The organism is Neobacillus terrae (assembly GCF_011393025.1).
Taxonomy (GTDB): domain Bacteria; phylum Bacillota; class Bacilli; order Bacillales; family Cytobacillaceae; genus Neobacillus_A; species Neobacillus_A terrae.
In genome coordinates this window covers 56,098-74,888 of record NZ_JAAOEO010000003.1, presented here as the reverse complement: position 1 = coordinate 74,888, position 18,791 = coordinate 56,098, and the positions used below count along the sequence as shown (strand labels likewise).

At 38.7% G+C, this 18,791-nt stretch carries 18 protein-coding genes and 1 pseudogene; 18 read left to right on the top strand and 1 reads right to left on the bottom strand.

Going from position 1 to position 18,791, the window contains the following annotated elements; all coding sequences use genetic code 11:
* Positions 1-25: 25 nt before the first annotated feature.
* The 9 genes from G8761_RS05055 (at position 26) to G8761_RS05015 (ending at position 9,231) form a co-directional block, all read left to right on the top strand.
* A complete protein-coding gene (locus G8761_RS05055; protein ID WP_166024319.1) occupies positions 26-1,384 on the top strand; it encodes a hypothetical protein in 1,359 nt (452 codons plus the stop codon).
* Positions 1,385-1,391: 7 nt separating this feature from the next.
* The gene (locus G8761_RS05050) at positions 1,392-2,237 is read left to right on the top strand and encodes a glycosyltransferase (RefSeq protein ID WP_166024317.1); all 846 of its coding nucleotides are present in this window, start codon (positions 1,392-1,394) and stop codon (positions 2,235-2,237) included.
* Between the two features lie 14 nt (positions 2,238-2,251).
* On the top strand, positions 2,252-2,962 hold the full coding sequence (locus tag G8761_RS05045) for a glycosyltransferase family 2 protein (RefSeq protein ID WP_207789103.1): 711 nt from the start codon (positions 2,252-2,254) through the stop codon (positions 2,960-2,962).
* 168 nt (positions 2,963-3,130) lie between these two features.
* A complete protein-coding gene (rfbA, locus tag G8761_RS05040; protein WP_166024315.1) occupies positions 3,131-4,003 on the top strand; it encodes a glucose-1-phosphate thymidylyltransferase RfbA in 873 nt (290 codons plus the stop codon).
* 21 nt (positions 4,004-4,024) lie between these two features.
* A complete protein-coding gene (gene rfbC / locus G8761_RS05035) occupies positions 4,025-4,585 on the top strand; it encodes a dTDP-4-dehydrorhamnose 3,5-epimerase (RefSeq protein WP_166024313.1) in 561 nt (186 codons plus the stop codon).
* 9 nt (positions 4,586-4,594) lie between these two features.
* On the top strand, positions 4,595-5,626 hold the full coding sequence (rfbB, locus tag G8761_RS05030; protein ID WP_166024311.1) for a dTDP-glucose 4,6-dehydratase: 1,032 nt from the start codon (positions 4,595-4,597) through the stop codon (positions 5,624-5,626).
* The gene (gene rfbD / locus G8761_RS05025) at positions 5,626-6,471 is read left to right on the top strand and encodes a dTDP-4-dehydrorhamnose reductase (RefSeq protein ID WP_166024309.1); all 846 of its coding nucleotides are present in this window, start codon (positions 5,626-5,628) and stop codon (positions 6,469-6,471) included. Before rfbB ends, rfbD begins: the two co-directional genes overlap by 1 nt.
* A gap of 416 nt (positions 6,472-6,887) precedes the next feature.
* Positions 6,888-7,952 carry a glycosyltransferase family 4 protein gene (locus tag G8761_RS05020; RefSeq protein ID WP_166024307.1) on the top strand — a complete coding sequence of 355 codons (1,065 nt, stop codon included), beginning with the start codon at positions 6,888-6,890 and terminating at the stop codon, positions 7,950-7,952.
* Positions 7,953-8,175: 223 nt separating this feature from the next.
* Positions 8,176-9,231, top strand: a complete 1,056-nt coding sequence (locus G8761_RS05015; protein ID WP_166024305.1) for a glycosyltransferase family 4 protein — start codon at positions 8,176-8,178, stop codon at positions 9,229-9,231.
* A gap of 19 nt (positions 9,232-9,250) precedes the next feature.
* Here G8761_RS05015 and G8761_RS05010 read toward each other — a convergent pair whose 3' ends face one another.
* Positions 9,251-9,889, bottom strand: coding sequence for a YigZ family protein (locus G8761_RS05010; protein ID WP_166024303.1), 639 nt, complete (start codon positions 9,887-9,889; stop codon positions 9,251-9,253).
* 369 nt (positions 9,890-10,258) lie between these two features.
* On the opposite strand from G8761_RS05010, the gene G8761_RS05005 reads away from it, so the two are divergent.
* The 9 genes and pseudogenes from G8761_RS05005 to flgM all read left to right on the top strand — a co-directional run bounded on the left by G8761_RS05005 (position 10,259) and on the right by flgM (position 18,789).
* On the top strand, positions 10,259-11,407 hold the full coding sequence (locus tag G8761_RS05005; protein WP_166024301.1) for a sensor histidine kinase: 1,149 nt from the start codon (positions 10,259-10,261) through the stop codon (positions 11,405-11,407).
* A gap of 24 nt (positions 11,408-11,431) precedes the next feature.
* Positions 11,432-12,118 (top strand): response regulator, encoded by a 687-nt coding sequence (locus G8761_RS05000; protein WP_166024299.1) that lies wholly within the window; start codon positions 11,432-11,434, stop codon positions 12,116-12,118.
* Between the two features lie 100 nt (positions 12,119-12,218).
* Positions 12,219-13,511: pseudogene (locus G8761_RS04995) on the top strand (IS91 family transposase).
* 299 nt (positions 13,512-13,810) lie between these two features.
* Positions 13,811-14,650, top strand: a complete 840-nt coding sequence (locus G8761_RS04985) for a DegV family protein (RefSeq protein ID WP_166024297.1) — start codon at positions 13,811-13,813, stop codon at positions 14,648-14,650.
* 271 nt (positions 14,651-14,921) lie between these two features.
* Complete coding sequence (locus G8761_RS04980) at positions 14,922-15,617, top strand: nuclease-related domain-containing protein (RefSeq protein ID WP_166024295.1); 696 nt, start codon at positions 14,922-14,924, stop codon at positions 15,615-15,617.
* 272 nt (positions 15,618-15,889) lie between these two features.
* The gene (locus G8761_RS04975) at positions 15,890-17,257 is read left to right on the top strand and encodes an ATP-dependent helicase ComFA (protein ID WP_166024293.1); all 1,368 of its coding nucleotides are present in this window, start codon (positions 15,890-15,892) and stop codon (positions 17,255-17,257) included.
* Complete coding sequence (locus tag G8761_RS04970; RefSeq protein WP_166024291.1) at positions 17,254-17,955, top strand: ComF family protein; 702 nt, start codon at positions 17,254-17,256, stop codon at positions 17,953-17,955. Before G8761_RS04975 ends, G8761_RS04970 begins: the two co-directional genes overlap by 4 nt.
* A gap of 24 nt (positions 17,956-17,979) precedes the next feature.
* On the top strand, positions 17,980-18,393 hold the full coding sequence (locus G8761_RS04965; RefSeq protein ID WP_166024289.1) for a TIGR03826 family flagellar region protein: 414 nt from the start codon (positions 17,980-17,982) through the stop codon (positions 18,391-18,393).
* Positions 18,394-18,525: 132 nt separating this feature from the next.
* Positions 18,526-18,789: a flagellar biosynthesis anti-sigma factor FlgM gene (gene flgM, locus G8761_RS04960; RefSeq protein WP_166024287.1), complete on the top strand. Its 264-nt coding sequence runs from the start codon at positions 18,526-18,528 to the stop codon at positions 18,787-18,789.
* The last annotated feature ends 2 nt before the right edge of the window (positions 18,790-18,791 follow it).

Here is an 18,791-nt window from a genome sequence, read left to right as displayed (position 1 = left end):
AGAATTAGGGAGAGGGGCTTATTTTGTGAATAAATTCGAAAGAATATTGATGACAGTTTTTCTGGTTGAACTTTTTGTGGGTGGTGGAGGAAGGCTAATTGATTTCGGGATATTATCAATTCGTCAGGTACTATTTTTGGGACTTATATTAGCACTTGTGTGGCGAATAATAAAACATAAATCCTATTTAGATAAAAATATAAATACCTTTATAAGATTTACACCTGTAACCATAGGAATTTACATTTTATTGTTTTGGTTTGTTATAAGCGCAATTATTGGTTTAATCAATGGGCACGCAATTTCAGTCATTGCAACTGATTTTTTTAGAGTGTCATTTTTCCTGGTTTATTTCCCTTTAGCTTATTACATCGCTGATGAAAGATTTTCCAAAACTCGTATTATAAAAATATTGAAATACAGTGCCCTCGCTGTAGCGATCTTTACCATTGTGGTGAGTTTGCTCGGGAAAACAATTTTTAGTTCTAATTTTGAGCCGTTTTACCATTTTATGAACAAAGTCATGAATCACGATTTATTTTTCAGGCCAAGTAATAGTGTCTTTTATAAGAGTCATTTATTTGTGTTAATTGGGCTGATTATTTCTTTGAATGACGTTTTAAATAAAAAGTTTTCAAAGCTTGATGTGCTTCTTGTTATATTTGGTTCTATCTCAGTTCTTTGGTCGGAAACCAGGGGTTTTTTACTGGCATTTATGTTAAGTATGCTTATGATTATCCTTTTAGATGGGAAAGTCATTTCAGACTCAGTAAAAGGAATTTCTAATAAATTTAATCGTATTATTCATTCTAAGAAATATTTAAAGAAAGCCGCGATCCTTTTAGTCATTTTAATTGCTGTACCATTTTTATTTAAATATATGACACTTGAAAGATTTCAGGAGGAAGTTGTAGTACAGCAGCCTGCGGGTCAAGGAGATCCGACCAACCAACAAGAAGCTAAAGTAAAAAAAGAAGTTAACGATGTAAGTGTGAATGAGCGGGTAAAGTTTATCGTTGGTTCGAAAGATATATTGTTGAAAAGTCCACAGAATTTTGTAGTGGGAAGCGGGTATGGGACTGAAATCGCAGGAAGAATCGATGGTATTGAAATGAGTTTCTTGGACATTTTAGTTGAACAGGGACTTATTGGATTGGGAATATGGGTATTCTTATTCATGATAGTTTTCTACAATTATTATATAGCCTATAAAAGGGATAAAAAAGTTGACCACCTGGAAATTTCCCTTATGGCAGCTTTTATGGGAGTGTTATTACTTACAAATATTAATCCGTTTATTAACAATCCAATCGGAATCAGCTTTTTTCTTGTTTTATTAATCCTTTCTCAAAGAAGAAAAGACTCCAGTCTAATTGAGGGATAACTTATTTATGAAAACAACAGTTGTAATGGTATTGTACAAGCAAAAGATAGAAGAAAGTAAGACATTTAATAGTTTAAAAACTACTGTGCTGTCGACGGAAAAATATAATGATGATTTTCAATTCATCATCTATGATAACAGTCCTGAAATTCAGGCTTTTGATGGTAATAGATACAAAATGGATATAAGGTATATTCATGATGAGCGGAATCTTGGAATAGCGGCAGCGTATAATTTTGCCTTATCAGCTGCAAATGAAAATGGCAGTGAATGGCTTCTCCTTCTGGACCATGATACTGTTATTACCAATGATTATTTTAACCACGTCATTAACCATGTTAGTAATTTAAATGATATTAATAAAGACATAGCAGCCGTTGTTCCGAAGATTTATAGTGAAGATATTATGATATCCCCCGTTTACTCAGACGGGATCCGATTAATAAAAGGGGATAAGCCAAATGAAGGAATTCAGGATAAGCCTGTCATGGCAATTAACTCCGGGGCGCTTATTTCAGTGAGTTTTTTAAACAGAATAGGTGGATTTAATGAAGAGTTCCAACTTGATTTCTTGGATCATTGGCTTTTTCATGTAATTTACCAACAGGGCTTTAAAGTAAGGCTTTTAAACGTTTCGTTAGATCATGAGCTGTCAGTAATGGATTATAAAAGGGTATCATTCCAACGTTACAAAAGTATATTGGATTCAGAATTAAGATTCTATCGTAATTATAAAAAAAGCATGTATCAATTATTTAAAAGAAACCTAGCTTTCCGATTTGCTAAACAAGTTCTAACCGTAAAAGATAAACGAATTGCTTTCTACACACTCAGTAAGCTTTTTTCAAAATAGAAAGGATTTTTATAATGAGGTTATCAGTTTGTATGGCCACTTATAACGGAAGCCATTTTATTCGCCGCCAACTTGACTCCGTTTTAAAACAGTTAGATAAGGATGATCAAGTTATCGTAGTAGATGATGGTTCTGGGGATGGAACTCCTGAATTAATTAAGGAGACATATGGAAATAAAGTAGAAGTCCATATTAATATGCAAAACTTAGGTGTTATAAAAAGTTTTGAAAAAGCAATTTCTTTAGCAAAAGGGGATATTATATTTCTTTGTGACCAGGACGATGTCTGGGAAGATATAAAAGTGGAGCGGGTAAAGAAGGCTTTCATAGAAAAGGAAGCAGATTTGGTGGTCCATGACGCATCAGTGGTTGATGGGGATTTACAGGTAGTCGATCCTTCATGGAACCACTTTAATAGAAACAACATCAGGCAGGGAATTCCGGGGAATATATTGAAAAATGCCTTCACTGGCTGCATGATGGCTTTTAAAAGAGAATTGCTTCCCGCTATTCTTCCCTTCCCGGAAACCATTGAGATGCATGATCAATGGATAGCGCTTGTATGTATTTATAGGAAGAAGAAAATCGCTTTTGTTGAAGAGCCATTAATGAAGTATGTGAGACACGGAGGAAATGTAACCGGAATGAAAAAAAGGTCACTGGCCCAACAGCTAAAGGGACGGATTGGCACACTAAGTGCGCTGCTGCACTCAGCCAAAGGGTAACTGTTAGTTGTTTGATCATTCTCCTTTGTGGTATTTTTTATAAGGAAAAACTATATAAGCTTTGACTTCGATTTTCTTTTTAAGTATTTACCTCTATAATAGGGAATCGAAGTGTATAAAATTTTTGCTATACTAACTAAATATTGATTTGTAAAAGGAGTGGGATTTGTGAAAGGAATAATCCTTGCTGGAGGAAGCGGTACTAGACTATATCCCCTAACTAAAGTTGTTTCAAAACAGTTATTACCGGTCTATGATAAACCAATGATTTATTATCCATTATCTGTTTTAATGCTAGCGGGTATAAAAGACATTTTGATTATATCTACACCTGAAGACATTGGCCGTTTTGAACAAATCTTAGGAGATGGATCGGATCTGGGAATAAACTTTTCTTATAAAGTCCAGCCAGATCCTGGAGGCCTTGCGCAGGCTTTCATTCTCGGTGAAGAATTTATCGGAGATGATAACGTTGCACTAGTCCTAGGAGACAACATCTTCTATGGACATGGCTTGACAGATTTATTGAGAAGGGCTGCTGCACGTGAAACCGGTGCATCTGTGTTTGGTTATTATGTAAATGATCCTGAGCGTTTTGGCGTTGTTGAATTTGATGAAAACGGAAGAGCAGTTTCTATAGAAGAAAAGCCTGTGGATCCAAAATCAAATTACGCCGTTACTGGTTTATATTTTTATGACAATCGCGTTGTGGAAATTGCCAAAAACATTAAACCATCTTCGCGTGGAGAATTAGAAATTACAGATGTGAATAAAGCATACCTGGAATCAGGCGAACTAAACGTTGAACTGCTTGGACGCGGCTATGCGTGGCTGGATACCGGTACACATGCCTCCTTGCTCGAAGCTTCACAGTTTATTGAAACAGTAGAAAAAAGACAATCTCTTAAGATTGCCTGTCTTGAGGAAATTGCTTATAAAATGGGTTATATCTCAAAAGAAAAGCTTCTTGAGCTTGCTAAGCCTTTAATGAAAAACCAGTACGGTCAATACTTGGTGAAAATAGCAAGTCAGGGAAAATAATCTTTAAGTGAGGTTAGAAGCATGAAAGTAACGGATACTAAGCTGCCGGGAGTAAAAATTCTAGAGCCTAAGTCCTTTGGGGACCATCGCGGCTATTTTATGGAAAGCTATAATAAGGAATTATTTGATTCACTGGGTCTTAAATATGATTTTGTACAGGATAATCAGTCCTTGTCTGCAGCTGTAGGAACCTTGCGTGGGCTCCATTTTCAACTAAATCCTAAAGCTCAGACTAAACTTGTCCGCTGTATAACAGGAGCTATTTATGACGTAGCGGTTGATATCCGCCAAGGTTCACCTACATACGGACAGTGGGTTGGCGTTATTTTGAGTGAGTATAACAAGCGCCAGCTTTTAGTTCCAAAGGGTTTTGCACACGGTTTTTGTACATTAGTGCCTGACAGCACTGTTGCTTATAAAGTTGATGAATATTATTCTCCAGAACACGATGGAGGTATTCTTTGGAATGACCCAGACCTGGGCATAGAATGGCCAACCGATAGCCCAGTTCTTTCTGAAAAGGATACAAAGAATCCAACTCTTACCGAAGCAACTCACCTAAATTTTGTTTTTGAAAAATAGGAGGAAATTATGGACACAAAATTATTAGTAACGGGCGGAGCAGGTTTTATCGGAAGCAACTTCGTTCGCTATATGGTTAATAAGTATTCGCAATATGAAGTAGTCAATCTTGATTTGCTGACCTACGCCGGTAACCTTGAGAACTTAAAGGACATCGAGGACCAGCCTAATTACCGTTTTGTGAAAGGCGATCTTGCTGATCGCGATTTCATTAGCAATTTATTTGAAACTGAAAAATTTGATTATGTCATCAACTTCGCTGCCGAGTCCCATGTTGACAGAAGCATTACAAATCCGGATGTTTTCGTCCGTACCAATGTTCTTGGAACCCAGGTACTTCTAGACGCAGCAAAAAACATTAACGTTAAAAAATACCTTCAGGTTTCAACTGACGAAGTTTATGGAACACTGGGGGAAACTGGTTATTTTACTGAAGAAACACCACTGGCTCCAAACAGCCCGTACAGTGCAAGTAAAGCAGGTGGAGACCTTCTTGTCCGTGCTTATAATGAAACTTTTGGACTGCCGGTTAATATTACTCGCTGTTCAAATAATTATGGCCCTTATCATTTCCCAGAGAAGTTGATTCCGTTAATGATCATTAACGCTTTGAATGATAAAGAGCTCCCAGTGTATGGCGATGGCTTAAACGTTCGTGACTGGCTCCATGTTGAAGACCATTGCCAGGCAATTGACCTTGTTTTACACAAAGGCCGTGATGGTGAAGTTTACAACGTTGGCGGAAACAATGAGCGTACTAACATTGATATAGTTAAAACAATCCTTAAACAACTTGGTAAGCCGGAATCTCTTATTAAATACGTAACAGACCGTCCAGGCCATGACCGCCGTTATGCTATTGATGCAACGAAGCTTCGTGAAGAGCTTGGTTGGAAACCTAAATACAATTTTGAAACGGGTATCGAACAGACAATCAATTGGTACTTGGAAAATCAGGATTGGTGGAAAAATATTATTTCCGGTGATTATCAGGATTACTTCAAGAAACAGTACGGTTCCAGACTGAAAGAGGTAGAATAATGAAGGTTGTCGTAACAGGTGCTGCCGGACAATTGGGCCAGGATGTACTTAAGGAACTTGAAAGAAAAGGTCATGAAGGAATTGGAGCGGGGCGTGAACAGCTCGATATTACAAATGAAGAAGCAGCTATTGCTTTTATTGAAGATGTTCGTCCTGATGCCATCCTTCATTGTGCAGCTTATACTAATGTCGACAAGGCTGAGGAAGACGAGGACAATGCTTATAAGGTAAATGCACTTGGAACGGAATACTTAGCTAAAGCAGCCAAAAAAGTAGGTGCCAAGCTTTTATACGTAAGTACGGATTATGTGTTTGACGGCAATGCGAAAGAGCCGTATGAAGTGGATCATCCAACAAGCCCTCTAGGAGCCTATGGCCGCACAAAATTGGCTGGCGAGGAACTGCTTAAAAAGAATCTTGATGAGTTCTTTATCGTCCGTACTGCCTGGGTATATGGCATTTATGGAAATAACTTCGTTAAAACAATGCTTCGCCTTGGAGAAGAACGTGGCGAGGTAGGGGTTGTCCATGATCAGGTTGGCTCTCCTACCTATACGGTAGACCTTGCGGCATTTATTGTTGAATTAATTGAATCCGAGAATTATGGAGTTTATCATGCTTCTAACGAAGGAATTTGTTCATGGTATGAGTTTGCTGTTGAAATTTTTAAACAGGCAGGTTTGGATGTTAAAGTGAATCCTTTAACATCCGACAAATTCCCAAGACCCGCTGCAAGACCTAAGTATTCAGTCCTTAGTAAGAAGAAAATTACAGAGCAAGGCTTTACGCCTCTGCGTGACTGGAAAGAGGCACTTGCTGCGTATCTGGAAGAGTCAAAACGCTAATTAAGAAAAGCTGTCGAGAATACATCTCGATGGCTTTTTATTTTGACACATGTTTATGAGGTTCCTTAAACCAATGTTGGTAAATTCTACCTAAATCGTTAAGTTTGTATTCTTATGTATAAATTGATTTCTACCGGGTATAAAGTCAGTACCACCATAAAAATTGAGAAGAAAGCGAAACATTTATTGAGGTTTTTCGTCAAATTAATAGAAAGTTAAGATTCATCATTTATACTGCAAAGGCAGACACATTAGAGACATCAAATATGTTTTCTTAGTGTTTTATTCTATAAGATAGTATGCTATAATCCATAAAGATGTAGTTTATTGTCATATGAATCTATGTTAATCTTATGTTTCAAAAATATATAAATCCTGAGAGTTAACAGACAGGAAACATAATCATGGAGGCGTCTATGTTCTATATTACCCTTGTCACTTGTTTCTTTGCCGCAATACTCCTGACACCATTAGTAAAAAAACTTGCTTTCAAAATTGGTGCCACTGACAAACCGAATAAAAGAAAAGTACATCAGAGAATAATGCCAAGACTTGGTGGCCTGGCTATATATATAAGTTTTCTGATCGGTATTTTTATGATAAAGCCTTTGAGTGAATACCACATGCCAATTGTCTTAGGGAGTCTAATAATTATTTTGACTGGGATAATTGATGACGTAAAGGAAATATCACCTAAGGTTAAACTGGCTGGGCAAATAGCAGCCGCGTTCATTGTTGTATTTATGGGAGAAATTAATATCGAATTTATTAATTTGCCATTTGGCGGCCGTATTGATTTTGGTATCATGAGCATCCCAATCACTATGATTTGGATTGTTGGTGTAACCAATGCAATTAACCTAATTGATGGACTCGATGGCTTGGCAGCGGGTGTATCAACAATTGCATTATTTACTATAGCTGGGATGGCGCTAATGATGGGAAATATGTATGTTTTGGCAATGGCTTTAATCCTTGCAGCTAGCACGTTGGGATTCTTGCTTTACAACTTCCACCCAGCCAAAATTTTTATGGGTGATACAGGGGCTTTATTCCTTGGTTTTATGATAAGTGTGCTAGCCCTTCTTGGTTATAAAAATGTAACATTTATATCTTTGCTGGTTCCTGTTATCATATTAGGTGTACCTCTTTCCGATACGTTCTTTGCGATTATTCGGCGCCTGGTAAATAAGAAGCCACTTTCAGCACCTGATAAATCACATCTTCACCACTGCCTTTTGAAAGCAGGTTTCTCACACAAACAAACAGTGCTATTAATCTACGCAATGAGTGCGATGTTTGGGCTTGCCGCCTTTATCTTCTCTCAGGCTACTGTATCAGGTTCCCTGATTGTTATTGTCGCTCTGCTTATTTTAATCGAAATTTTTGTCGAAAAAATTGGGCTAGTCGGAGAGAATTATAGACCATTGCTGAATTTTGTAAAAGGCTTGAATCCTGCAAATGCAAAAGACAGATATTAATAGTTTACTAGAACCCCGGGGGATTTTTGGGGTTCTTTTTATTATGTAAAAAAGTGATTTAATTTATTTTTATAATTTTATCTTAGTTTTTTCTATTTATTTTATGCGAATGAAAATCAAAATGAAACAACGATTGAACTTGGAAACTGTTCTATTTTTTCCCTGTTTTTTGAAGGTTTCTGTAAAAGCTAAATGGGACAAAATAATGCGAAGGAGGAATAATATGATCATTCTTACCTTGGTAGTGTGTTTCTTGTTATCCATTTTTATTACACCAATGATCAAAAAACTTGCTTTCAAAATTGGTGCGACTGATAAACCAAACCAGAGAAAAGTTCATCATCATCTGATGCCGAGGCTAGGGGGATTAGCGATATATGTAAGCTTTGTAGTTGGAGTAATGCTTACAAAGCCACAAAATTGGTATTATATGCCTATTTTAGCAGGAAGTAGTATTATTATTATTACTGGTGTATTAGATGATGTTTTTCAAATTTCGGCTAAGTTAAAGCTGCTCGGTCAGCTTGTAGCAAGTCTGATTGTTGTTCTAATCGGGGGTCTGCATGTTGTATTTATTAATTTGCCATTTGGCGGACATTTCGAATTTGGCTTTTTAAGTATTCCTTTTACAATCATTTGGATTATAGGGATAACAAATGCAATAAACCTTATTGATGGGTTGGATGGACTGGCAGCAGGTGTTTCTTCTATTGCCTTGTCAACGATAGCAGGAATTGCACTTTTGCAGGGTAACATCTTCGTATTTACTATAAGTGTAATCGTAGTAGCAAGTACCTTGGGATTTCTTGTTTTTAATTTCCACCCAGCCCGAATTTTTATGGGTGATACAGGGGCCCTTTTTTTAGGGTATATAATATCTGTGTTATCCTTACTCGGATTTAAAAATATTACCTTTATTTCTTTTGTAGTGCCGGTAATTATTCTTGGTGTGCCGATTTCCGATACGATTTTTGCAATTGTGAGAAGGCTGATTAACAGTCAACCACTTACAACGCCTGATAAATCTCATTTACACCATTGCATATTGCGCCTGGGCTATTCCCATCGCCAGACTGTGTTAATTATCTATGGGCTTTCTGCACTTTTTTCTATATCAGCAGTTGCATTATCACAGCTTAATTTTAAGGGTTCGTTTTTATTAATTGGAACTTTAGTTTTGCTGATCGAACTTTTTGCTGAAAAAATTGATCTTGTTGGTAAAGACTATAAACCATTACTAAAAATAATCCGTATCCTGAGGCTGGATAAAAATAGATAAAGCCCGGCAGTTGCCGGGCTTAAAGTGTTACGTTTTTTTCAAGGTAGAGTACTTCGCCTGATTCTATTACTCCTTGTCCATTAGTCATTTCTGTTATCCAATCGGAAAAAGAACCAGTTTGTTCATCTTCCACAAAGACATTGAGTTGGACGGTGTCCAGGTACTCAATATCTTTAAGCGGATAGATTGAATTCCTCAATTCATTCTCCAACTTACCAAGCCAGGTGTAATCTGCTTTTACATGCATGACGCACATTAACCTGCGTTCCACAACGCCGGTTGCATTAATTCCTTCAGATGCTGACTTACCATAGGCACGGATAAGCCCGCCAGCCCCGAGTTTTATTCCGCCAAAGTATCTCGTTACTACCACAACTGTATCCTTAAGATGCTTTTTTTTCAATACCTCTAGGATTGGAACACCTGCAGTTCCGCTTGGTTCTCCGTCATCATTGGCCTTTTGGATGTTATCAGTTTCACCGATTAAATAAGCAGAGCAATTATGATTCGCATTCGAATGCTTCTTTTTTATTGTCTGTATAAATTCCTGGGCTTGTTCCTCTGTTTCCGCCCTGGAAACATGTGTAATGAATCTTGATTTTTCAATAATGATTTCATGTTCTCCATACTCTTTTACAGTATAGTAAGAGGCTAGCATCCGTTTGTCTCTCCCTTCATGTCTAATCCACTTATTTTAAAATGTCGAAAAGGTGAAAATTTTAGCGAATGTAAAAAACTTTTAATATTGACGTATATACAACATGGTATAATAAAATGGATAATTTCTCACGTGAAGTTTATTTTTTGAAATAATATTAGAAAATCTTTCCTGGTCCTTTTAGCACGATTGGTAAATGTTTATCGATTGTGTATATAGGCTAAATGGTATAAAACAGTAATATGAGTATACAACTATTTATTGATTTTTTCGAAATTTGGTGTTTTTAGGCAGGATATGAATAGTAACATGCCGTAATTAACGATAAAATATGTTAAAGCCAGTGGTTTTTCCGTTGGAGGACTCATGATGACATTAAAGAATTTTGATACAAAGGCTCTTGATCATATTTTAGAAAAAATGATCGAAACAGTTGGAAGCAGTAAAGATGAAGTTTTCAGGATTGGCGAGAATTGCCGTCAGGATTTCGAAGCTATTTCAGAGGAGCTAAAAGAGGTCAAGCTGCAGGTCGCCAGGACAATTAGTGAGGGGGACCATCTAGACACACAGGCTCGTTTTGCACGTAAGCGTCTTTCGGAAGTTAGCATGCATTTTAAAAACTACACCGAAGCGGAAGTTCGCGACGCGTATGAAAAGGCGCATAAGTTGCAAATGGATTTGACGCTGAATCGTCAACTCGAAAAACAGCTGCGCGACCGCCGGGATGATCTGGAAAGAAGACTTCTGGGTATTAATGAAACGATTGAAAGAGCCGAACATCTTGTATCGCAAATATCAGTTGTCATGAATTATTTAATGAGTGATTTACGACAAATGGGCGAGATAATCGAGGATGCCAAAATGAAGCAGGACTTTGGCCTAAAGATAATTGAAGCGCAGGAGGAAGAGAGAAAGCGTCTGTCGCGCGAGATTCATGATGGACCTGCTCAAATGCTCGCAAATGTTATGATGCGCTCAGATTTGATTGAGCGGGTTTACCGGGAGAGAGGGCCAGAAGAAGCTCTCGGCGAAATCCGTAGCTTTAAACAAATGGTCAGATCTTCTTTATATGAGGTCAGAAGAATTATTTACGATCTTCGTCCGATGGCTTTGGATGATCTTGGTCTTGTCCCAACACTAAAAAAATACTTACAAACGATCGAAGAATATCATAAGAAAACAGTGATTTCCTTTAAGAATCTTGGCCAGGAGCGGCGTCTTCCTTCTAAATATGAGGTGGCTCTTTTCAGACTTATTCAGGAATCAGTGCAAAACGCATTGAAGCACGCAGAGGCTAAGGAAATTCAGGTGAAACTCGAAATATGTAAAGAAGCCATTACTGTCACTGTAAAAGATGACGGTAAAGGTTTTGATAAGAATGAAAGAAGAAGCGATTCCTTTGGCTTAATTGGAATGAAAGAACGCGTTGACTTATTGGAAGGTCAAATTACAATTGATTCCAAAAAGGGTGCAGGCACACTTGTCATGATCCAGATACCGATATTAGATAAAGATTAGAAGGATACAGGGAGGCGAAGGGTTTTGGCTACAAAAATTGTCATTATAGATGACCATCAATTATTTCGTGAAGGTGTAAAAAGGATACTAGAATTTGAAAAATCATTTCAGGTTGTGGCAGAAGGTGACGACGGAAGCCAGGCGCTTGATTTAATAGAGGAACACCAGCCGGATGTCGTCATTATGGACATCAATATGCCGCAAATCAATGGTGTAGAAGCAACTGGAATGATTACAGAAAAATACCAAGATGCAAAAGTAATTATTCTTTCCATTCATGATGATGAAAACTATGTAATGCATGCATTACAAACTGGTGCAAGAGGCTATCTTCTGAAAGAAATGGATGCTGACGCGCTTATTGAGGCAGTTAAGGTAGTTGCTGATGGAGGATCTTATCTCCACCCGCGTGTCACTCATAATTTAGTTAATGAATATCGCCGCTTACTTGCCAGTGGTGAAGAGGCAGTTTCATCAGGGCTTCGTGGTATTGAAATTCGCCGTCCGCTTCACTTGTTGACGCGCCGTGAATGTGAAGTGCTGCAAATGCTTGCCGACGGAAAAAGCAACCGCGGAATTGGTGAAGCACTTTATATTAGTGAAAAAACAGTTAAAAACCATGTAAGCAATATCCTTCAAAAAATGAATGTAAACGACCGTACCCAGGCTGTGGTAGTTGCCATTAAAAACGGCTGGGTGGAAGTTAGATAATTTTGATCCCCTTCGCTTAGTGCGGAGGGGTTTTTTGAAAGATAAGAAAGTATATAATTTTTTTCCACCACAGTCCTTGATACTGTGTTTTTTTTTTTGTATGGAAAACAATATTTTAAAACGCATTTTCTTTGATGAAAATCAACATTGGGAGAAATTCAAAAATAAATATAAAAGAAAAATCAGGCCTATCGTCATAAAAGAAGTAGAGAAATTTCGCGATTGCGGAAATCCCAAAAAAGGTTTTAAGCTCTTTGTTTGTGAAGGCTGCCATGACGTTCGGAAAGTTCCTTAACGGTGTAAAGGCCGTTTTTGTACAACGTGCTCTGTAGGTGAAAGTGAAGAATGGAGCCGTTTATTAACAGAGGATGTTCTACAGGTAAATCACCGTCATGTAATCTTTACGATCGATGAGGGGTTAAGAGATGTATTTCTATTACATCGACATTTGTTAAAAGATTTAATGGACGCAGCTGCAAAATTATTAATAGACTTCTTTCAAAAGAAAGCAAAGGTGACCCCGGGAATAATTGCCGGACTCCATACGTTTGGTTCAAGAGTGAATTTTAATCCTCATGTTCATATGCTGGTGACTATGGGTGGTTTAACCAAGAAAGGGGAATGGAAACAGTACGATTTTTTGCCGTTTGCGATGCTTCGTAAACAATGGCAGACCGTTGTTTTGAAATTCATCCGTAAAGGATTGTCGCCGAGAGAAAAGAAACAAGTTCAAGCACGACTGCAAAAGGCTTTCACTAATAATGGGGAAGGCTTCTATGTGCATGCCCCAAAACAGAAAGGGAACCTAAAAGAGCAACTTCGTTACATTGGTCGTTATATTCGTCGACCTGCGATTGGGATCAATCGGATCGAGGCATATGATGGCCAAAACGTGATATTTAAATATAAAGATAAAACAGATGGAAAAGAAAAGATGGAGACAGTAAGCGTGGAAGAATTTATTTCACGTTTAATTCGTCATATACCGGATGAACAATTTAAAACAATTCGTCACTATGGTATGTATTCCAGAAGATCAAAGAATCAAAGTAAAAAGGTGTTATCTGCCTGGCAACAAAAAAAACGATGGATGGTAAAAGTGAAAAAAACCCTACGTCGTCAGACGTGGCGTGAAAGAATTGTAGCCAGTGGAAAAAAAGATCCTCTCGTTTGTCCAAGGTGTCAGTGTTACTATGAGTACAAGGGAGAAGTCTGCCTTGAGAATGGAAAACTAGAAATAAAGGTAGCCTTGTGCCAAACCACAAGAATATATTTAGAAAGGGTGATTCACGATCTCACCGGTATCAAAAGTTCGCAAAAAAGGGAAGAAAAAGAAGAACTTCAACCAGTCCAAGAAACAGAGCGTCAGCTTTGTTTGTTTAACGTGTCATGAAAAGGAAGAGATCCCTTAAAGTGTAGTGAGAGATTTTGATTTTATGGATGATGGAGATTCATCTACTCCTCCTATGTTTTCATGTGAAAAATGCGGAGGGGAAATGTACCCAGAGTATTACAAAGGAGTACATGGCATAGAGTACAAAATATCGGATATTCTCTAGCCAAAAAAGGACCGGGCGTTTTTTGCCCGGTTTTTCTTATGTTTCGTATAAACTAATGCAAATTTATTCCTTTTCATATAGAATAAAATCACTACATATAGTAGATAAAAAGGACAAGGAAGGTATCACTTTTATGAAAACGGCAATCGTAACGGATAGTACAGCATACATTCCGAAAGAATTGCGCGATAAATGGAACATACATATGATCCCTTTGAATGTGATTTTTGGAAACGAAGTTTATCAGGAAGAAGAAAATATAAGTTCCATAGAATTTTTTGAGGAGGTAAGAAATCGGCCGCTTCCTACTACTTCGCAGCCGCCTGTAGGTCAATTTGCCGAGTTGTTCGAACGCCTGGGAGAGGAGTATGATGCTGTGATCAGCATTCATTTGTCCAGCGGCATCAGCGGAACCTACCAGGGAGCTGTTACAGCTGCGGGCATGGTGGAGAATGTGAAGGTCTATCCTTACGATTCCGATATCAGCTGCATGGTTCAGGGGTTTTATGCGTTGGAGGCTGCTGAATTATCTGAGGCAGGGGTTGAACCAGAGGGCATCATTCGCCGTTTGGATGAAATGAAGCAATCAGTCAGAGCTTATTTTATGGTAGATGACTTGAGTAATTTGCAGAGGGGCGGACGGCTGTCGAGTGCTCAGGCTTTTGTCGGAAGTCTGTTGCAGGTAAAACCTCTTCTTCATTTTGTAGATAAGAAAATTGTTCCCTTTGAAAAAATCAGGACACGTAAAAAAGCGATGAAAAGAATCGCAGATTTACTTGGAGAAGATGCTGCGAGCGGGGAAGAGTACAAGGCAGTTATCATACACGCCAATCGTGAACAGGAAGCAATTGAATGGCGGGAGGAACTTCAGGCAGAGTATCCAAATGTCGAATTCTTAATTGGTTACTTTGGCGCAGTTATCGGTACACACCTTGGCGAAGGTGCCATGGGAATGGGCTGGGTAAAAAAATAATGTGAAATGCCCTTCCGGTAAGGCCGGAAGGGTCATTTTTGGGGTTTGGCGGAATAAAAAGCGAATTCGGCGGAATACTCCTTTAGGTTCGCGGAATTAGGGTAAAAGTCTGCGGACTAAGTTCTCAACTCCGCGGAATACAAACTAGATTCCGCGGAATAAAATCAACTTGGTATTTTAAGACTCAAAAAGTTAATAATTTTACCGCCAAATCAGCAGGAAATCTAAATGCTCAACAAGAAATATAAAAAATAGAAAGGAGGAATAACTTTTGTATGCTAATAGGCGATCTAAACCTCACAAATTACTCGTGTTGGAGATATTAAAGAACGGTCGGTTATCACCAAATCATTCGAAAATGCCTATTATCGAAGAAGCGCTTTTTAAAAGAACGGCAGGATATAACGGTGAGGTTGCAGTAGACTATTATCTTAAATTTCTTCCCCAAAAAGAAAATACAATTTTTTATGGTTTGCGATTACCCTATGAAGATACTTATTTTCAAATTGACACATTACTCCTCTCTAAGAAATTTGCTCTCATTCTCGAAATAAAGAATATTTCTGGTACTTTATACTTTGATCAAAAGAGCGAGCAGATGATAAGGATTGGCTCTGATGGCAATGAACAAGGTTTTGAAGATCCACTCTCACAGGCAAAAAGACAGCAAAGGCTGCTCAAACTATTTATTAAGCAGAACGGACTTCCTGATCTGCTTATAGAATACTGTGTTGTCATCAGTCGCCCTTCCACCATCCTAAAACCACTTGGATCTCCAATATTCCATAAAGTATGCCATGCCCACTCGCTAAACCTCAAAATAGAACAAATAGAGAAATCCCATCAAAAAGAAATCCTCGAAAATAAAACAATTCAAAAAGCAAGCCGCCTTCTTTTGAAAAAGCATGAACCCGCGAGCGATGTGAAATCTAAAAACTCTATCAACTTGAAAAATCAGATATATTAACAGGTGTTCGCTGCCCGGCTTGTTCTAAGATAGGTATGGATTATTGTCGCGGGAAATGGAAGTGTTCGCAATGCGGAACATTTTCAAATGATGCGCATCTTGAAACTCTAAACGAGTACTGTGTTCTGTTTGGATTTGCAATAACTAATTCTGAAATGCGTCGATTTCTTCATCTCCCGTCAAGCGATATCAGTCAAAACTCCTGAAGTCTATCAATTTGCCCTCCTCAGGTTCCACCAGAGGGAGAGTATATGAATTAAGGAAGTGTTTTTATGTTGAAAAATGAACTCCAATCAATCCTCTCCGGCAAGCAGCTTCTTCCTGACGAGCTTTCGTTTCCGCCATCTGATCTTCTCAACTATGAGGAAGTTACCTATAAAGAAGGTATTACTTTCAAAAATAAAAAGCCAATTTGTAACCGGTGCGGTAATTCCGATCCGGTTTGGTTTGCCAAATTCCCATGCGCCCGTTGCAGGAATACTGAAGTTTACTGCCGGAAGTGTATTATGATGGGCAGGATTAGCGAATGTACTCAATTAGTTGGGTGGAGCGGCCCACCGCCTGAAATACAGCTGCCGGACAAAATCCTTGAATGGAATGGAACTCTTTCTAAGGGGCAGAGTGCAGCCTCGATTAGAGTGGCGGAAGCTATCCGGAAAAACAAGGAACTTCTTGTTTGGGCAGTGTGCGGAGCAGGAAAGACAGAAATTCTTTTTCCGGGGATAGAAGCTGCACTTGCAAAGAAAAAACGTGTTTGTATTGCGACTCCAAGAACAGATGTTGTATTAGAGCTTGTCCCCCGCTTGAAATCCGCTTTCCCCAATATTCCTATTGCTGCCCTCTATGGCGGCAGTGAGGACCGCCATGTTTACGCCCCGCTAACCATTTCAACTACTCACCAGCTTCTCCGTTTTTATAACGCCTTCGACACTCTTATTCTTGATGAAGTAGATGCTTTTCCCTATACAGTGGAAGAATCACTTAAGTATGCGGCGGTCCAAGCAAGAAAGCCGGAATCTGCAATTATTTATCTTACCGCAACACCAAGTACGAAGTGGCAAAGGGAGTGCCGATCAGGTAAAAGAGACTTTGTAACCATACCAGCTAGGTTCCATCGCCACCCTTTACCAGTTCCCCTATTCGAGTGGTGTGGTAATTGGAAAAAGCTTTTAACTAAGGGCAAAATGCCAGCGCCGGTTTGCAAATGGGTTCAACAGAGACTTGGAGTAAATAAACAATCTTTAATCTTTTTTCCAAACATCAAAATCATGGAAAAAGCCTTACCTATTCTCCGCCAGATTGATTCCAAAGTAGAGTCTGTACATGCGGAAGACCCTGACCGCAAAGAGAAGGTCCAAAAGATGCGTGATAACCTAATACTAATTCTGCTTACGACAACGATTCTTGAACGAGGAGTGACGTTTCCGAATATTGATGTTGCCGTCATTGGAGCCGAAGAAGATACCTTTACTGAAAGTGCACTTGTTCAGATTGCCGGAAGGGCAGGGAGAAGTCCGAAGTTTCCAACTGGGGATGTTACTTTTTTTCATTATGGAAAAACAGAGGCGATGCTGAAGGCGAGGAAACAGATAGTCGCGATGAATCGAGAGGCTGTAAAGAAGGGACTGGTCGATCCATGAACCTATTTCGAGCTGACCGCTGCCTCCTGTGTCATGAAATAATTAACTTGCCTGTGGGCTGGGTTTCCCTGTTCTCACCTGAAAAAGAAAAACTGTTATGTTCGGATTGCGAGGGGAAACTACAGCCGATTTTAGGAGAAACCTGCAGGTTATGCTGTCGCATACTGAATGAATTTAGAAGAGAGGACCTATGCATTGATTGCGTTCGCTGGGAAGAAGATCCTGAATGGCAAGGAGTGCTTGAAAGAAATATCTCACTCTATGTCTACAATGATTTTTTGAAAGAAGTAATTGCCCGCTTTAAGTACCGTGGCGATTATGTCATTGCAAAAGCATTTGCCAACCCAATAAAAGAAAAACTTATTGGCGATGTTTTCATTCCTATCCCTTTGAGTGAAGAAAGGCTTTTTGAGCGGGGATTTAATCAGTCAGAGGCGCTACTCTCCGGTGCGGGCATCCCTGCCACATTAGGTATCCTTACTCGAGTCCACACAGAAAAGCAGTCAAAAAAGACACGAAACGAGAGAATTCATCTTCCCCAGGTATTTCAAATAACGGAGGACACTAAAATTTACGGTAAAAAAGTTGTCCTTATTGACGATATATATACTACAGGGTCAACACTTAGGCATGCTGCTAAACTTTTAAAAGAAGCAGGAGCAAAGAGTGTTGAGTCATTTACATTAGCAAGAGGCTGAACTAAAGAAACAGGGGGAAATGGGATGGAGAATTTATCAAACTGTCCTAAATGCAATGAAATTTTTGTGAAAAGTCAGTTCAGGGATGTTTGTCAGAAGTGCTGGAAACAGGAAGAGACTAACTTTGAGACAGTCTTTAAGTTTATGCGCCGTCGTGAAAACCGTGCAGCCACAATTGAGCAGGTTTGCACTCAAACAGGTGTTGAGGAAGAATTAATCTATAAGTTTGTTAAAAAAGGGCGCCTGCAAACTGTGCAATTTCCAAATCTGGGTTATCCATGTGACAAGTGTGGTCATATCATTCGAACCGGTAAGCTTTGTGATAAATGCCAGGATGAATTAAGAGATGACCTTAAAAGCCATGCATATGAGGAAGAACGAAAACGAGAGCTGTCTAATCGTGAGAAAGCGACGTATTATACTTCGAGAGGAAAGTAAGCTGCATAAAACAATGCAGCGTATTTTTCTAGGCAATTTTTACTTAATCATATAAAATATTTAAAAAGTACAGTGATTTATCCGATAATAGTTATAGGGGAAAATGTCCGGGATGGAAGAGAGGTTATAACCATGAAGATAAATAATTTTGGAACTCAAGGAGTTAATCCCTACAAGCGCCAAATGAACAAGATCGACAATATCAGTAAATCTCCTGGAAAGACTGCTGATAAAGTGGAAATATCCTCTGCAGCAAAGGAGCTTCAAGGGGTTTCCCAGTTGGGCAAAGAGCGCCAGGCTAAAATCGATCAGCTAAAAATCCAGGTGGAAAACGGCACCTATAAAGTAGATGCTAAAGAAACTGCCAAAAACATGGTGAATTTTTTCAAAAAATAATA

What these genes read in the sequence shown, in the direction of transcription:
- G8761_RS05050 (WP_166024317.1), top strand. Translation starts at nt 1,392, where the DNA reads ATGAAAACAACAGTTGTAATGGTATTGTACAAGCAAAAGATAGAAGAA.
- G8761_RS05045 (WP_207789103.1), top strand. Translation starts at nt 2,252, where the DNA reads ATGAGGTTATCAGTTTGTATGGCCACTTATAACGGAAGCCATTTTATT.
- G8761_RS05020 (WP_166024307.1), top strand. Translation starts at nt 6,888, where the DNA reads ATGTTCTATATTACCCTTGTCACTTGTTTCTTTGCCGCAATACTCCTG.
- G8761_RS04975 (WP_166024293.1), top strand. Translation starts at nt 15,890, where the DNA reads ATGTTGAAAAATGAACTCCAATCAATCCTCTCCGGCAAGCAGCTTCTT.
- G8761_RS04985 (WP_166024297.1), top strand. Translation starts at nt 13,811, where the DNA reads ATGAAAACGGCAATCGTAACGGATAGTACAGCATACATTCCGAAAGAA.
- G8761_RS05005 (WP_166024301.1), top strand. Translation starts at nt 10,259, where the DNA reads ATGACATTAAAGAATTTTGATACAAAGGCTCTTGATCATATTTTAGAA.
- G8761_RS05010 (WP_166024303.1), bottom strand. Translation starts at nt 9,889, where the DNA reads ATGCTAGCCTCTTACTATACTGTAAAAGAGTATGGAGAACATGAAATC.
- rfbC (WP_166024313.1), top strand. Translation starts at nt 4,025, where the DNA reads ATGAAAGTAACGGATACTAAGCTGCCGGGAGTAAAAATTCTAGAGCCT.
- rfbD (WP_166024309.1), top strand. Translation starts at nt 5,626, where the DNA reads ATGAAGGTTGTCGTAACAGGTGCTGCCGGACAATTGGGCCAGGATGTA.
- rfbB (WP_166024311.1), top strand. Translation starts at nt 4,595, where the DNA reads ATGGACACAAAATTATTAGTAACGGGCGGAGCAGGTTTTATCGGAAGC.
- G8761_RS05015 (WP_166024305.1), top strand. Translation starts at nt 8,176, where the DNA reads ATGATCATTCTTACCTTGGTAGTGTGTTTCTTGTTATCCATTTTTATT.
- flgM (WP_166024287.1), top strand. Translation starts at nt 18,526, where the DNA reads ATGAAGATAAATAATTTTGGAACTCAAGGAGTTAATCCCTACAAGCGC.
- G8761_RS04970 (WP_166024291.1), top strand. Translation starts at nt 17,254, where the DNA reads ATGAACCTATTTCGAGCTGACCGCTGCCTCCTGTGTCATGAAATAATT.
- G8761_RS04965 (WP_166024289.1), top strand. Translation starts at nt 17,980, where the DNA reads ATGGAGAATTTATCAAACTGTCCTAAATGCAATGAAATTTTTGTGAAA.